Below are 15,285 nucleotides of genomic sequence, written 5' to 3'. Positions count from 1 at the left end.
ACCGGCACCCACCAGACCCCGACCCGTCCAGGGAGACTCCGTCATGCCCGCACGACGTCGTACCGCGGCCGCCGCCCTCGCGCTCACCGCCGCCGCGGCCCTCACCGCCACCGCCTGCACCGGCGCCGCGCCCTCGGGCGCCACCGACGACCCGAAGGCCAGGACGACGCTGACCTTCTGGCACGGCTGGTCCGCGCCCGGCGAGGTGAAGGCGGTCAACGCCGCCGTCGAGCGGTTCGAGAGGGACCACCCCAACATCACGGTGAAGGCCGTCCCCAACATCACGGACGACAAGATCCAGCAGGCGCTGCGTGCCGGCGGCTCCAACGCCCCGGACGTGGTGTCGTCCTTCACCACCGACAACGTGGGGAAGTTCTGCTCCTCCGGTGCCTTCGCCGACCTGAAGCCCTTCATCGACAAGGCGAAGCTCGACCTGGAGAAGACCTTCGCCAAGCCGCGCCTCGACTACACCACCTTCGAGGGCAAGCGCTGCGCGCTGCCGCTGCTCGGAGACGCCTACGGGCTGTACTACAACAAGGACGCCTTCGCGGAGGCGGGCATCACGGCGCCGCCGAAGACGTGGAGCGAGTTCGACACCGTCGCGCGGAAGCTGACGAAGCCGAAGGGGGACTCGTACGAACAGCTCGGCTTCATGCCGGTCTTCCACGGCTACGAGACGACCCCCGGGCACCTGGTCGCCCAGTGGAGCCCCACCTACTTCGACGCCGACGGCAGGTCCGCCGTCGCCGAGGACCCGGCCTTCGCCGCCATGTTCACCTGGCAGAAGAACCTGATCGACAAGCTCGGCGGCTTCGCGAAGCTGGAGAAGTACCGCAGCACCTTCGGTGACGAGTGGGGCGCCAAGCACCCCTTCCACACCGGTCAGGTCGCCATGCAGCTCGACGGGGAGTGGCGGCTCGGCATGACCGCCGACGCCAAGGTGCCCTTCGAGGTGGGTGTCGCGCCGCTGCCCGTACCGGACGACCAGGTGGCCGACTACGGCAAGGGCTACCTGTCCGGCACGATCGTCGGCATCGCGTCCACCAGCGCCCGGCAGAACGCCGCCTGGGAGCTGGTGAAGTACCTGACCACGGACACGGACTCCGTCGTCGACTTCGCCAACGAGCTGCGCAACGTGCCCTCCACGCACGACGCGCTCGCCTCTCCGAAGCTCAAGCTGGACCCGCGCTTCACGACCTTCCTGGACATCGCCCGGCACCCGAAGTCCAACACCACCCCGGCCTCCGTCAACGGCGGCGCGTACCAGGTGACGCTGCAGGAGTTCGGCTACCGCTACGAGTCCGGGCGGGAGAAGGACCTCAAGGCCGGTCTGGAACGGGTGGCGCGGCAGATCGACACGGACATCGAGAAGGCGAAGTGACCACGCACGCCCTGCGGGCCAGGCGCACGCGCGGTGCGCTCCGCACCCTCGCCTTCCTCTCCCCCTGGTTGGTCGGCTTCGGCCTCTTCTTCGCGTACCCGCTCGTCTCCACCGTGTACTTCTCCTTCATGAAGTACGACGGCTTCCAGCCGCCCGTCTTCAACGGCCTGGAGAACTGGACGTACGTCCTCTCCGGCTATCCGGCCTTCTGGCCGGCCATGCGCAACACGCTGTGGCTGGTGCTCGTCATGGTCACCTGCCGGGTGGTCTTCGGCCTCGGTGTGGGCCTGCTCATCACGAAGATCAAGACCGGGGCCGGCTTCTTCAGGACGCTGTTCTACCTCCCCTACCTGGCGCCGCCGGTCGCCGCCACGCTCGGCTTCGTCTTCCTCCTCAACCCCGGCACGGGCCCGGTGAACGCGCTCCTCGCCGACCTCGGGCTGCCGGCCCCCGCCTGGTTCGGCGACCCGGCGTGGTCCAAGCCCGCGCTGACGATGCTGGCGGTGTGGGGCGTCGGCGACCTGATGGTGATCTTCATGGCGGCACTGCTCGACGTCCCGAAGGAGCAGTACGAGGCGGCCGAGCTGGACGGGGCGTCGGCCTTCCAGCGCTTCCGGTACGTGACGCTGCCGAACATCTCGCCGATCGTGCTGTTCGCCGTGGTCACCGGCGTCATCCAGACCATGCAGTACTACACACAGCCCCTGGTGGCCGGAAAGGTCGCCTCCGGCATCATCGGCAACAGCGGCCAGACCTTCGAGCCGGGCTACCCGGAGAAGTCCACGCTGACCCTCCCCCAGCTCGTCTACAACCTGGGCTTCCAGCGCTTCGACTACGGGTCCGCGTGTGTCGTCGCCCTGGTGCTCTTCGCCCTCGCCATGGCCTTCACCGCGCTGCTGATGCGGCGCCGCGGCGGCCTCGGCCTCGTACAGGCGGGTGACTGACCGCATGAGCCACGTACAGACCGTGGAGAGGACGCCGGCGGTACGGGCCGGGGCGTCGGCCGCCGCCGGGCGGACGGCCCGCCGCAGGGCGGTGCTGCACTGGATCGGCGTGCACGCGCTGGGCGTCGCGGCCGCGCTCTTCTTCGTGCTGCCGTTCGTCTTCCTCTTCCTCACCTCGCTGATGAGCGACGAGCAGGCCCTCACCCGCGACCTCACGCCCGACACCTGGGAGTGGGGCAACTACGGCAGGGTGTGGGAGACGCCCGGCTTCCTGACCTGGTGGCGCAACACCCTCCTGTACGCGGGGCTCGGTACGCTGCTGACGGTCGTCTCGTCGATCCCCGTGGCCTACGCCCTCGCGAAGTTCCGCTTCCGCGGCCGACGGCTCGCCCTGATGCTGGTGGTCTCGATGATGATGCTGCCGCCGCAGGTGGTGATCATCCCGATGTACCTGTTCTGGGCGCGGCAGATGGATCTGTCGGGGTCGCTGTGGCCGCTGATCATCCCGATGGCGTTCGGGGACGCGTTCTCCATCTTCCTGCTGCGGCAGTTCCTGCTCACCATCCCGGACGAGTACCTGGACGCGGCGAGGGTCGACGGCTGCGGCGAGCTGCGCACACTCGTCCGGGTGGTGTTGCCGATGGCGAAGCCGGGTATCGCGGCGATCGCGCTGTTCCAGTTCTTCTACGCCTGGAACGACTACTTCGGGCCGCAGATCTACGCCTCCGAGAACCCGGCCGCGTGGACGCTGAGTTACGGCCTGGAGTCGTTCAAGGGCGCGCACCACACCGACTGGAACCTGACCATGGCCGCGACGGTCCTGGTCATGGCCCCGGTCATCCTCGTCTTCTTCTTCGCGCAGAAGGCGTTCGTCGAGGGCGTCACACTGACCGGCGTCAAGGGCTGAAGGACCGAAGGGCTGAGGCATTGACCATGAAGTTGACCGTCGTGGGCGGCGGGTCCACCTACACGCCCGAACTGATCGACGGCTTCGCGCGGCTCCGCGACACGCTCCCCATCGGTGAGCTGGTCCTCGTCGACCCGGCCGCCGACCGCCTGGAGCTGGTCGGCGGGCTGGCCCGGCGGATCTTCGCCAGGCAGGGGCACCCCGGTCGCATCACGACCACCTCCGACGTGGAGGCGGGCGTCGACGGGGCCGACGCCGTCCTGCTGCAACTGCGCGTCGGCGGGCAGGCGGCCCGCGAGCGGGACGAGACCTGGCCGCTGGAGTGCGGCTGCGTCGGGCAGGAGACGACCGGCGCGGGCGGGCTGGCGAAGGCGCTGCGCACGGTGCCCGTGGTGCTGGACATCGCCGAGCGCGTACGCCGGACCAACCCGGACGCCTGGATCATCGACTTCACCAACCCGGTGGGGATCGTGACGAGGGCGCTGCTCCAGGCCGGCCACAAGGCCGTCGGCCTGTGCAACGTGGCCATCGGCTTCCAGCGGAAGTTCGCCCGGCTGCTGGGCGTGGAGCCGGGCGCGATCCACCTGGACCACGTGGGGCTGAACCACCTCACCTGGGAGCGGGCGGTGCGGCTCGGCGGGCCGGACGGCGAGGACGTCCTGCCCGGGCTGCTCGCCGGGCACGGCGACGCCATCGCCGCCGATCTGCGGCTGCCGCGCGCCCTCCTCGACCGGCTCGGCGTCGTCCCCTCCTACTACCTGCGCTACTTCTACGCGCACGACGAGGTCGTACGGGAGCTGGGGACCAAGCCGTCGCGGGCCGCCGAGGTGGCGGCGATGGAGCGCGAGCTGCTGGCGCTGTACGGCGACCCGGCGCTGGACGAGAAGCCGGAGCTGCTGGCGAAGCGGGGCGGGGCCTTCTACTCGGAGGCGGCGGTGGGGCTGGCGGCGGCGCTGCTGGGCTCCGGCGCCGGCGGCCCGGCGGTGCAGGTCGTCAACACGTACAACAAGGGGACGCTGCCGTTCCTGCCGGACGACGCCGTGATCGAGGTGCAGGCGGCGGTGGACGGCTCGGGCGCGGTGCCGCTGGCGGTGCCGGAGCTCGATCCGCTGTACGCGGGGCTGGTCGCGGGCGTCTCGGCGTACGAGGACCTGGCGCTGGACGCCGCGCTGCGGGGCGGGCGGGACCGGGTGTTCAAGGCGCTGCTGGCGCATCCGCTGGTGGGGCAGTACGCGCTCGCCGACGGTCTGACGGACCGGCTGGTCGCGCACAACCGGGAGCACCTCGCGTGGGCGTGAACACCGGTGCCGTCCTGGCGATCGACGCGGGCAACAGCAAGACGGACGTCGCCGTGGTCGGTGCGGACGGGGCGGTGCTCGGCGCGGCGCGCGGCGGGGGTTTCCAGCCGCCGGCCGTGGGGGTGGAGGCCGCGGTGGACGTGCTGGCCGACGCCGTCGGCGCGGCGGCCCGGGCCGCCGGGCTGGACGGCCCCCCGTACGCCGCCCATGTGTCCGCCGCTCTCGCCAACGCCGACCTGCCGGTCGAGGAGCGCGAGTTGGCGGAGGCGGTACGGGCCCGGGGCTGGGCCGGCTCCGTCGAGGTGCGCAACGACACGTTCGCCGTCCTGCGGGCGGGGGTGGAGGAGCCCCGGGGCGTGGCGGTGGTGTGCGGGGCGGGCATCAACTGCGTCGGCATGACCCCGGACGGGCGCACGGCCCGCTTCCCCGCGCTCGGCCGGATCTCCGGCGACTGGGGCGGCGGCAGCGGGCTCGCGGAGGAGGCGCTGTGGTGGGCCGCGCGCGCCGAGGACGGGCGCGGCGAGCCGACGGAGCTGGCGCGTACGCTGCCCGCGCACTTCGGCCTCGACTCGATGTACGCGCTGATCGAGGCGCTGCACCGGGGCCGGATCCCGGCGGAGCGGCGGCACGAGCTGGCGCCGGTGCTGTTCGCGACGAGCGCGGCGGGCGACCCGGTGGCGCGTGCGCTGGTGGAGCGGCTGGCGGAGGAGGTCGTGGCGATGGCCTCCGTCGCCCTGGCCCGGCTGGACCTGCTGGACGAGGAGGTTCCGGTGGTGCTGGGCGGCGGCGTGCTGGCGGCGCGGCACCCGCGGCTCAACCCGCGGATCGCCGAGCTGCTGGCGGCGAAGGCCCCGCGGGCGGTGGTGGGCGTGGTGACCGCGCCGCCGGTGCTGGGCGCCGGCCTGCTGGGGCTGGACCACGTGGGCGCGCCGGCGCGGGCGCGGGCGCGGCTGCGGGCGGAGTACGGGGAGGACGGCGGTGCGGCGGCCGGGGCTCGGCCGAACTGAGCCCGGACTGAGCCCGGACTGAGCCCGGACTGAGCCCGAGCCGGGCCTGGAACCCGGCCTGGGACCGGGCTACGGCGGGTCGCCGGCGTACTCCGCGCTGCGCGAGGAGGGCAGCCGTACCGCGCACCCGGGCGGCAGGTGGACGGCGGCACGCCCGGGCCCCAGGGGCACGCAGTGCGTCCCCGGGTGTTGTACGGCCAGGGCGGCGGCCTCGTCGAGCGAGACGTCGGCCGGGGGCGCCGGGCGGGTCCCGTGTGCCTCGTCCAGGAACGCGAGCACGGCGGGGAGCAGCCTGGGCAGGTGGAGCGCGTATCCGCGCGCGGACGGGTGGAAGCGGTCCGGCGAGGTGATGCCCTCCTCGGTGGTGTGCGCCTCCGGGTCGTACAGCGATACGGTGCGCGCCCCCGCCTGCAAGGCGGCCACGGTCTGCTGCCTGGCGAGACGGCGGCTGCGGCGGCGTGACGTCTCGCGTACCCAGGCGCGCAGGGCCGGCTGGTCGCCCACGTGGGGGCAGGTGGCGACGAGCACCTGCCAGCCGGCTTCCCGCAGGCGTTCGGCCTGGACGCGCAGGAGGCGCGCCGCGGTGCGGGTGCGGGTGGGGCTGAGGACGTCGTTGCCGCCCACCACGATCGTGGCCAGTCCGGGTGTACCGCGCAGGGCGGTGGTGACCTGCCGTTCGAGCCAGCGGCTCGTGGTGCCGATCCGTGCGAGCATCCGCAGTTCCACGGGGCGGTGGGCCGCGTCGGCCAGGGCGCGGGCCGCGAGGGTCGCGAGCGCCTGGTCGGGGTGGTGGACGCCCGCCGACAGGGCCAGCGAGTCCCCCAGCACGGCCAGCTGCAGAGGGTCGCCCGTCTCGGGCCCGCAGCGGGCGGGGTGAGGGGGGACCGTGATGGCGTCGATGCGGAACGAGTCGTTGAAGAGGAGCGGGGTTCCGGCTTTGACGACGATACGTCGGAGGGTTCTCGGCATGGGCTACTCCTGAAGGAAGCAGCGGACGGCCCACCCACCATGGCACAGCGAAACGGCGTAATTCCCGAACCGCGCCGGACAAGCGGCTGCCGAGAATATCCATCGGCTTGCGTAGGGTGCACGCATGCACAACCTGCCGGATATCGTCCTGTGGTCCACTCCGGCCTTCGCGCTGTTCTCCGTGGCGGAGTTGCTGAGTTATCGGCTGCGCCCGAGCGCCGAAGCGATGGGATACGGGTTCAGGGACACACTGACGAGTGTCACGCTCGGCCTGGTGAGCCTCGCGACCGACGCCCTGTGGAAGATCCCGGTCGTGGCGCTCTACGCGGCGGCGTACTCGGTGACGCCCCTGCGGGCGCCGCTGACGTGGTGGGCCTGGCCGCTGGCGCTGATCGCCCAGGATTTCCTGTACTACTGGTCGCACCGCGCGCATCATCGGGTGCGCGTCCTGTGGGCGTGCCATGTGGTGCACCATTCCAGCAGGAAATTCAACCTGACCAGTGCGCTGCGCCAGCCGTGGACGAATGCGGCGGTGTGGCTCTTCTACCTGCCGCTGGTATTGCTGGGGGTGCATCCGGCGGCCGTCCTGTTCTGCGCCTCGGCAAACCTGGTCTACCAGTTCTTCCTCCACACGGAACGGGTGGGAAAACTCCCGCCTTTCGTGGAGGCGGTCTTCAACACCCCTTCTCACCACCGGGTGCACCACGCCAGCCAGCGTGCCTACCTCGACTGCAATTACGCGGGCATCCTCATCACCTGGGACCGGCTGTTCGGCTCGTTCGTCGCCGAGGAGGAGCGCCCGGTGTACGGCCTGACGAAGGACGTGCGGACGTACAACCCGCTCCGGGTCGCCTTCCACGGCTACGTCGAGCTCGCGCGGGACGTACGGGCCGAGGACACCTGGCGCGGGCGCCTGGCGCAGGCCTTCCGCCCGCCGGGACGACCGGTGCGGGCCGTCACGGAAGCGCGATGTCGGGCGCGTACGTCTCCAGCCACACCGCCAGGTCCAGGGAGCGCTCGATGCCCCAGCGGGCCGGTTCCGTGATCCGGGAGGGGTCGCGGTGCGCCATGCGCCGCAGCCAGTCGTGGTCGACGATGTCGAAGACGCTGTGCGCAGGGGTGCTCAGCAGGTCCTCGGCCTGTGCCTGGATCGCCGCGGCGTAGGCCGGGTCGTGGCTGAGGGGGTAGGGGCTCTTGGCCCGGTCGTAGACGCTCTTCGGCAGCAGGTCCGCGGTCGCCTCGCGCAGCAGGCTCTTCTCGCGTCCGTCGAACGTCTTCACGGACCAGGGGGCGTTGTAGACGTACTCGACCAGGCGGTGGTCGCAGAACGGCACGCGCACCTCGAGTCCGACGGCCATGCTCATGCGGTCCTTGCGGTCGAGGAGCAGCCGCAGGAAGCGCGTGGCGTGCAGGTAGGACAGCCGGCGCATCCGGAACTCGGTGTCGTCCTCGCCGTCCAGGCGCTGCACCTCCTTGCACGCGGCCAGGTAGCCGTCCTGGATGTAGGAGACGATGTCGAGCGCCTCCACCAGTTCGCCCCGCAGGTTGTTGCCCTCGTCGCCGAAGTTCTCGGCGAACTGGAGGATCCAGGGGAAGGTGTCCGCGTCGCGGGTCTCGGGGGTGAAGAACCACTTGTAGCCGCCGAACACCTCGTCGGCCGCCTCTCCGGACAGGGCGACCGTGGAGCGCTCCCTGACCGCCTTGAACAGCAGGTACAGGGAGGCGTCCAGTTGGCCCAGGCTGACCGGCATGTCCCGGGCCCGGATGATCTCGGCGCGTACCGCGGGGTCCGCCAGCGCGAGGGAGTCCAGCACGATGTCCTGGTGGGCGATGCCCGGCCGGCGTGCCACGTCGTGCACGTACGGGGCGTCGGGGGTGGCCCGCAGGTCGTCGGCCACGAAGGCGTCGGCCTGGCCGAGGAAGTCGACGGCGAAGCTGCGCACCTCCTTCCCGGCCGCCTCCATCCGCCGGGCCGCGAGCGCGGTGATGACCGACGAGTCGAGGCCGCCCGACAGCAGCGTGCACAGGGGTACGTCGCTCACGAGCTGGCGGTCGACGATGTCCTCCAGGAGCGAGCGGACCGTGGCCACGGACGCCTCCCGGTCGTCCGGGTGGGGCCGGGTCTCCAGAGCCCAGTACCGCCGGTGGCGCAGTCCGCCGCGGTCGACGGTGACGAGCGTGCCCGGCTCCACCTCGTACATGCCGTCCCATACGGCGTGCCCGGGTGTCTTGATGAACGCGAACACCTCGCGCAGCCCGTCGAGGGAGACGGAGCGCCGGGCGAGCGGGTTGGCGAGGATCGCCTTGGGCTCGGAGCCGAACAGCACGCCGTCGGCGGTCGGGTAGTAGTACAGGGGCTTGACCCCCAGGCGGTCGCGGACCAGGACGAGGCGCTGTTCGCGGTCGTCCCACAGGGCGAAGGCGTACATGCCGTTGAGCCGCCCGGCCACCGCCTCGCCCCACTCCAGGTAGCCGCGCACGACCACCTCGGTGTCGGACTCCGTCGTGAACCGGTGGCCGTGGCGCACGAGTTCGTCCCGCAGTTCGCGGTAGTTGTAGACCTCGCCGGAGTGGACGAGGGCGACCGTCCGGTCGGCCGCGCCCCGCACCGTCATGGGCTGGTGTCCTCCGGGGAGGTCGATGACGGCGAGCCGGCGGTGGCCGAGGGCGGCCGGCCCCTTCGCCCACGTCCCGCAGTCGTCCGGCCCGCGGCAGGACATGGTGCGCGTCATCGCGTCCATGACGTCCGAGGCTCCCGGTGCGCGGTTCTGGTCACGGTCGTAGGAGATCCAGCCGGTGATTCCGCACATGTAGTTCTCCGGTGGTGAAGAGCCGAGAGGAGCCGAACGGGGAGGAAACGTCACGAACGTAACGGAGTTGTCGCGGACTTCGGCGGAGGCGTTCCCCACCGCACGGCGCGAAGGGGCCGATCCAGTGATTGCCCCGGCAGCGGGCCACGCGTTGCCTGTGGCCGGATGGCGACCGCCCTATTAATGGTGCGGCGGGGGGCCCGCCGGGCCCGGCTCAGGCCACGCAGAAATGAGGGTCGCGATGACCGACACCCACGACAACGGCACCTACGAGAACAGCACGTACAAGAACGGACCGCACGAGAACGGGACGTACGACCAGATCGTCAGCGCCTTGACGGCGACCTTCGGCATCCCGCCCGAGGACATCACTCCCGACACCACCTTCGACTCCCTGGACCTCGACTCCCTCGCCCTGGTGGAGATGGCCCTGGTGGTCGAGGAGAACACCGGGCTGAGGGCGGAGCAGCTGACGGCCGACTCGACCGTCGCCGAGGCGGCCCGGCTGCTGGAGCGCCTGCGCCGGGAGAAGGACGGGCCCGACGGCCGGCCGGCGCTCCCCGCCCAGCCGCACATGCCCGCGCAGCCGCACACGCCGGCCGAGGCCGACGAGATGGTGCGATGAACGGCGGGGCCGTACGAGAAGTCGCGGTCACCGGCATCGGCCTCGTCACCCCCGCCGGCATCGGAACCGAGGCCACCTGGGCGGGGCTCCTCGCCGGGACGCCCACGGCCGCCAAGGACCCCGACCTCGCGGGCCTGCCGGTCGACTTCGCCTGCCGCGTCCCCGGATACGACGCCGAGGCCCTTCTGGGCCGCCGACTGACCTGGCGCCTCGACCCGTTCGCCACCATGGCGCTGGTGGCCGCCCGCGAGGCCGTCGCCGACGCGGGGCTCGGAGCGGGTGACTGGGAACCGTCCCGGGTCGGTGTCGTCCTGGGCATCGGCTGCGTCAGCATGACGCACTACATGACCGAGTTCGCCAAGATCGCCGCACGGCAGTACGACAGTGTGTCACCCGTGCTGTTGCCCCGGTGCCTGCCCAACATGGTCGCCGGGGAAGTCGCGTTGGACCTGAAGGCGCACGGCCCCGCCTTCACCGTCAGCACCGCCTGCGCCTCCGGTACCAGCGCCCTGGGCATCGCCCGGGACCTGATCCGCTCGGGCACCTGCGACATCGTCATCACCGGCGGCAGCGAGTCCGTGCGCCAGACGGTTCCCGCCGTGTGCTTCGCGCGCATGGGCGCGCTCTCCCGGCGTACGGACGCCCCCGAAGCGGCGTCGCGCCCCTTCGACGCCGACCGCGACGGCTTCGTGCTGGGCGAAGGGGCGGGCATCCTGGTGCTGGAGCGCCCCGCGCACGCCCGCGGCCGCGGCGTGCGCCCCCGCGCCTACCTCAGCGGGTACGGGGCCACCTGCGACGCCCACCACTTCACCTCGCCGCACCCCGAGGGCCGCGGCGCGGCCGAAGCGATGCGGGCCGCCCTGGCGGACGCCGGCATGGAACCGGCGGACATCGACCACGTCAACGCCCACGGCACCGGCACACCGCGCAACGACATCGCCGAAAGCCGCGCCCTCACCCATGTCTTCCGCAGCCCCCCGCCCGTGACCTCCCTCAAGGGCGTCACCGGACACGCCATCGGCGGCGCGGGAGGCATCGAAGCGGCCGGTGCCGTCCTCACCCTGCAACACCAGACCATCCCGCCCACCGCCAACCTGAACGCCCTCGACCCCGAGATCGACCTCGACGTCGTCGCCAAAGCGCCCCGGAGCGCCGCCCTGCGGGCCGTCGTCAGCTCGTCGTTCGGGTTCGGGGGCCAGAACGCCGCCGTGGTGATCACGGCCGCGTAGACCGACGTCCCACCGGCGCCCGCCGATTCACTCGAACGGGAAACGGCTGTACGGGTCGGACGGGGAACCGATGGGGGTGGAGCGGCGTATTCAAGGACAGGAGGTCGAATGGCGGTGCGAGTGGGGGGCCGCCGCGGGGTTTCCACACGCCGTTCAGCACGATAGGAACAAGATCGAGTCAAGCCTGGTGTGAATGTCGGCCCCTACGGCCATACTGCGGGCAGCGACCGAGGGGGAGGTCACGTGACATACGCACCGAATGTGCCGAACGGGCCGCGCGTGCCGCCGCCACCGGCGGGCCCGCCGCCATCGGCCGCGCCCGCGACCCTGGCACCGCCGCCGGCGCCGACGCCCATGGTGCCCGCGGCCGTGGTGCACGCTCCCGCGGCGTCGCCGCCCGGCGCACCCGTGCCCGCCGGGCGCGGCGCGTGGGCCGAGGGGCGGGCGCGGCTGCGTACCGCGGCGACCACGGAGCCAGGACGGCTGCAGATCATCGGTGCCGTACTGGCCCTGCTCGTGGTGGCGTTCGGGGCCGTCACCGCCTTCGAGGTCGCCGACCGCTCCGCCGCCGCCGACGACGTGGTCAGCCGCAGCCAGCCGCTGAGCGCCGACGCCGCGCACATCTACCGTTCGCTCGCGGACGCCGACACCGCGGCGGCCAGCGGTTTCCTGGCCGGTGCGCAGGAGCCCGCCGATGTGCGCGAGCGCTACGAGGACGACATCGCGACCGCCTCGCGGCTGCTGGTCAAGGCCGCGGCCAACACCGAGGGCTCGTCCGAGTCGACGCGCGAGATCACCACGCTCAACGAGTGGCTGCCCCGCTACACGGGCCTGATCGAGCGCGCCCGCGCCGCGAACCGGCAGGGCCTCCCGCTCGGCGGCGCGTATCTGCGGTACGCCAACCAGCAGATGACGACCGAGCTGCTGCCCGCCGCCGAGCGGCTGTACGCGGCGGAGACCGCGCGGCTCGCGCGGGACGACCGGGACGCCCGCGCCTGGCCGTGGCTCTCCCTCGCGGTGGGGGTCGTGGTCGTCGGCGCGCTGGCCTGGGCGCAGCGGCGCACGTACCTGCACACCAACCGGGTGTTCAACCACGGCCTGCTGGCCGCGACGGCCGCCTCCGTGGTGGTGCTGCTGTGGCTGGCGGCCGGGCACACGGTCGCGAGCAGCCGGCTGGCCGACGCCGGCCGGCACGGCCAGGATTCGCTCAAGGTGCTGAACGATGCGCGGATCAACTCCCTGAAGGCCCGCGCCAACGAGAACCTGACCCTGGTCGCGCGGGGCGCCGTGCTGACCGACGACGGCAAGAAGGACAAGTACGAGACCGAGTACGGCGCGGGCATGGGGAAGCTGACGGCAGCGCTCGCCGAGGCGGGCCGGCTCGCCGACGACGGCGCGGGCCGCGGCCCGGTCGAGGACGCGGTGCAGCGGGTCGGCGAGTGGCAGAAGCGGCACGCGGCGGCGCGCGCCACGGACGACGCGGGCGACTACGAAGGCGCGCTGGCCAAGGTGATCGGCGACAAGGAGTCCACCGGCCAGTCGTTCGACGAGGTGGACGCGGCGCTGAAGAAGGCCCTGGACCATGAGCAGGGCGAGTTCACCCGCGCCGCCGAAGGCGGCCGCTCCGCGCTGACCGGCCTGCCGGTCGGGGCGGCGGCGCTGGCCGTCCTGGGGGCGGTGGGGGCCATCATGGGCATCAACCGCAGGCTTTCGGAGTACCGGTGAGGGTGAGGGGAGGCACGATGAGCAACCTGGACTTCGAAGGGGACGGCACCCCCGGCGAGCGGAGCCCGACCCGGCGGGCCGCCGGACGGCTGCGCGGGTGGGGCGGGGTCGCCGCGATGGCGGCCGCGTGCGGGCTGACGGCCGCGCTCACCCTGGTGCCGCTGTCGCAGGGCACCGGACTGGGTGCTTCCGCCGTGTCCGGGGCGAGCGGCGCCGTCCCGGCCAAGGCGGACACCTGCAAGGACCCGGAGGCCTCCCTCACCCCGTCCGCCGCCGACGGCCCCGCCATCGCCGCGATCAAGGCGCGCGGCAAGCTCATCGTCGGCGTCGACCAGAACAGCTACCGGTGGGGCTACCGCAACCCCGCCACCGGGACGCTGGAGGGCTTCGACATCGACCTCGCCCGCGCCATCGCCGCCGACATCCTCGGCAGCCCGGATGCCGTCATCTTCCGCGCCATCCCCACCAACCAGCGGATCGCCGCGCTGGAGAGCGGGAAGGTCGACCTCGTCGTCCGGACGATGACGATCACCTGCAAGCGCGTCGAGCAAGTGGCCTTCTCCACCGCCTACTTCCAGGTGGGCCAGCAGGTTCTCGCACCCAAGGACTCGCCGGTCACGGGCTACAACACGACGCTGTCGGGCAAGCGCGTCTGCTCCGGCGAGGGCACGACGGCGTACGAGGCGCTGGCGAAGGAGTCCTTCGGCGCCACGTTCAAGGACGAGGACGACGGCGGCAAGGGCGACAAGGACCTCTACACCGTGCCCAACCAGCTGGACTGCCTGGTCCGGCTGCAGATGGGCGAGGTCGACGCGGTCGTCACGGACAACGCGCTGGCGGCCGGCCAGGCGGCGCAGGACCCGGCCGTCGAGCTGAAGGGCCGGCCGTTCACGACGGAGTACTACGGCATCGCCGCCAAGCTCGGCAAGGACGACCTGGTGCGCCGGGTCAACCAGGTGCTCGTCAGGTACCGGCAGGGGGCGTGGGCACAGGCGTACGGCAAGTGGCTGAAGGCCGACCTGCCCGGGATAGCCGGGCCCCCGGCGCCGAAGTACCGGAGCAGCTGACCGACATGGGCACGAGGCGGAGAGGTGATCGATGGGCGGCACGGAGCCCCCTGGGCCGGTGATGGACCGGGACGAGGTGGACCGTGCGCTGGCGCGGCTCGGGGCGGAGCACAAGGCGGTCGAGGACTCGCTGCTCGCCCTGCAGGACCACGCGGGCCGCAGGCTCCTCGAGGGCGCCGAGCTCACCGGTACGACCAAGGACCGCTGGGCCGCCACCGAGCGGACGATCAGCCTGCTGTGGACGTACTTCGACGCGTACACCGCCGCCCTGCACGAGGCCCGCGAGGTGCGCGCGCGGCGCCGCTGGCCGGGCCGCGAGGAGCTGGCCGAGCTGACGGAGCGGCTGCGCGGCGAGAGCGTCACGGTCTCGGGTACGTCCACGCTGGCCGAGCACTTCACGCTGGAGCGGCTGGTGGCCCGGATGAACGAGCTGTACGCGAGCTCGCTCGACATGGTGGTCACGGCGGACGCGGTCTGGTCGGCGCTGCCCGCGCGGATAGACCTGCTCGCCGCCGAGCTGGGCCGTACGCGCTCGCTGGCGCACTCCGTGGGCGTACGGCCCGGGGAGCACCCTGCGGGGGACGACCTGGAGGCCATCACCCACGAGCTGACCGCGCTGCGGGCGGAGGTGGTGACGGACCCGCTGGCGTTCTGGCGGCCGGCCGCGGGCAGTTCGGCGCCCGGCGGCGGGCGCCCGGACACCGACCGGTACGACCGGGCGGCCCGGGCCCTGGAGGACGTACGGCGCGAGATCGAGGCCGTGCTCCAGGTCCGGCAGGACTCCGAGGCGCGGCTGCTGCGCCTGCGGGACGTGCTCTCACGCGCGGACCGGACGCTCGCGGAGGCGCGGGCGGCCCGGGGCGAGGTGCTGGCGAAGATCGCCGCCTCGGAGGTTCCTGCGGTGAGCGGCCCGCCGACCGCGCTGCAGGAGCGGCTGGCGACCGCCGCCGAGTACCGCCGCCACGCCCGGTGGCACCGGCTGTCCCCGCTCCTGGAGGCGCTGGAGCAGGAGGCCGAGGAGGAGCTGCTGCGCGCCCGCGAGCAGTTGACGGCCGTCACCGCGCCGCTCGCGGTCCGCGCGGAGCTGCGCGGCCGGCTCGACGCGTACAAGGCGAAGGTGGCGCGGCACGGCATGGCCGAGGACCCGCTGCTGATCGAGCGGTACGACCAGGCGCGGCGGATGCTGTGGAGCGCCCCGTGCGACCTGCGCGCCGCGGAGCAGGCGGTGCTGCGCTACCAGCGGGCCGCCGCGGACATGCTGTCGGGGGCCGGGCCCGTCGACCGTAGGGGGAGTCAGTGAAGACGTGTCAGCGGCCCGGTTGC

General features: G+C 72.5%; 13 protein-coding genes. 11 read left to right on the top strand and 2 right to left on the bottom strand.

The window, feature by feature from the left end; genetic code table 11:
- Window positions 1-43: 43 nt before the first annotated feature.
- The 5 genes from AC07FJ_RS00720 to AC07FJ_RS00700 are packed head-to-tail and all read left to right on the top strand — an operon-like array spanning window position 44 to window position 5,537.
- A complete protein-coding gene (locus AC07FJ_RS00720) occupies window positions 44-1,381 on the top strand; it encodes an ABC transporter substrate-binding protein (RefSeq protein ID WP_479043840.1) in 1,338 nt (445 codons plus the stop codon).
- The gene (locus AC07FJ_RS00715; protein ID WP_479043838.1) at window positions 1,378-2,325 is read left to right on the top strand and encodes a carbohydrate ABC transporter permease; all 948 of its coding nucleotides are present in this window, start codon (window positions 1,378-1,380) and stop codon (window positions 2,323-2,325) included. The genes AC07FJ_RS00720 and AC07FJ_RS00715 overlap by 4 nt, the downstream gene beginning before the upstream one ends.
- A gap of 4 nt (window positions 2,326-2,329) precedes the next feature.
- Window positions 2,330-3,232 carry a carbohydrate ABC transporter permease gene (locus tag AC07FJ_RS00710; RefSeq protein ID WP_479043836.1) on the top strand — a complete coding sequence of 301 codons (903 nt, stop codon included), beginning with the start codon at window positions 2,330-2,332 and terminating at the stop codon, window positions 3,230-3,232.
- A gap of 26 nt (window positions 3,233-3,258) precedes the next feature.
- Window positions 3,259-4,530: a 6-phospho-beta-glucosidase gene (locus AC07FJ_RS00705; RefSeq protein WP_479043834.1), complete on the top strand. Its 1,272-nt coding sequence runs from the start codon at window positions 3,259-3,261 to the stop codon at window positions 4,528-4,530.
- Window positions 4,521-5,537: an N-acetylglucosamine kinase gene (locus AC07FJ_RS00700; RefSeq protein WP_479043832.1), complete on the top strand. Its 1,017-nt coding sequence runs from the start codon at window positions 4,521-4,523 to the stop codon at window positions 5,535-5,537. Before AC07FJ_RS00705 ends, AC07FJ_RS00700 begins: the two co-directional genes overlap by 10 nt.
- A gap of 69 nt (window positions 5,538-5,606) precedes the next feature.
- On the opposite strand, the gene AC07FJ_RS00695 is transcribed toward AC07FJ_RS00700, so the two are convergent.
- The gene (locus tag AC07FJ_RS00695) at window positions 5,607-6,506 is read right to left on the bottom strand and encodes a GDSL-type esterase/lipase family protein (RefSeq protein ID WP_479043829.1); all 900 of its coding nucleotides are present in this window, start codon (window positions 6,504-6,506) and stop codon (window positions 5,607-5,609) included.
- Between the two features lie 124 nt (window positions 6,507-6,630).
- Here AC07FJ_RS00695 and AC07FJ_RS00690 point away from each other — a divergent pair, with 124 nt between their 5' ends.
- A complete protein-coding gene (locus AC07FJ_RS00690) occupies window positions 6,631-7,551 on the top strand; it encodes a sterol desaturase family protein (protein ID WP_479043826.1) in 921 nt (306 codons plus the stop codon).
- Here AC07FJ_RS00690 and asnB read toward each other — a convergent pair.
- Window positions 7,463-9,316 carry an asparagine synthase (glutamine-hydrolyzing) gene (gene asnB / locus AC07FJ_RS00685; RefSeq protein ID WP_479043823.1) on the bottom strand — a complete coding sequence of 618 codons (1,854 nt, stop codon included), beginning with the start codon at window positions 9,314-9,316 and terminating at the stop codon, window positions 7,463-7,465. The genes AC07FJ_RS00690 and asnB overlap by 89 nt on opposite strands.
- 241 nt (window positions 9,317-9,557) lie before the next feature.
- On the opposite strand from asnB, the gene AC07FJ_RS00680 reads away from it, so the two are divergent.
- The 5 genes from AC07FJ_RS00680 (at window position 9,558) to AC07FJ_RS00660 (ending at window position 15,262) form a co-directional block, all read left to right on the top strand.
- Entirely contained in the window at window positions 9,558-9,941 is a 384-nt protein-coding gene (locus AC07FJ_RS00680) for an acyl carrier protein (RefSeq protein ID WP_479043821.1), read from the top strand.
- Window positions 9,938-11,170 carry a beta-ketoacyl-[acyl-carrier-protein] synthase family protein gene (locus tag AC07FJ_RS00675; protein WP_479043818.1) on the top strand — a complete coding sequence of 411 codons (1,233 nt, stop codon included), beginning with the start codon at window positions 9,938-9,940 and terminating at the stop codon, window positions 11,168-11,170. The genes AC07FJ_RS00680 and AC07FJ_RS00675 overlap by 4 nt, the downstream gene beginning before the upstream one ends.
- Before the next feature lie 354 nt (window positions 11,171-11,524).
- A complete protein-coding gene (locus tag AC07FJ_RS00670; protein WP_479045212.1) occupies window positions 11,525-12,895 on the top strand; it encodes a hypothetical protein in 1,371 nt (456 codons plus the stop codon).
- A gap of 17 nt (window positions 12,896-12,912) precedes the next feature.
- The gene (locus AC07FJ_RS00665) at window positions 12,913-13,962 is read left to right on the top strand and encodes a glutamate ABC transporter substrate-binding protein (RefSeq protein ID WP_479043816.1); all 1,050 of its coding nucleotides are present in this window, start codon (window positions 12,913-12,915) and stop codon (window positions 13,960-13,962) included.
- 31 nt (window positions 13,963-13,993) lie between these two features.
- A complete protein-coding gene (locus AC07FJ_RS00660; protein ID WP_479043813.1) occupies window positions 13,994-15,262 on the top strand; it encodes a hypothetical protein in 1,269 nt (422 codons plus the stop codon).
- The last annotated feature ends 23 nt before the right edge of the window (window positions 15,263-15,285 follow it).

It is taken from the genome of Streptomyces sp. NPDC045998 (assembly GCF_056430285.1).
The sequence above is the reverse complement of the archived record's forward strand: the minus strand, read 5'-3'. Positions and strand labels throughout refer to the sequence as shown.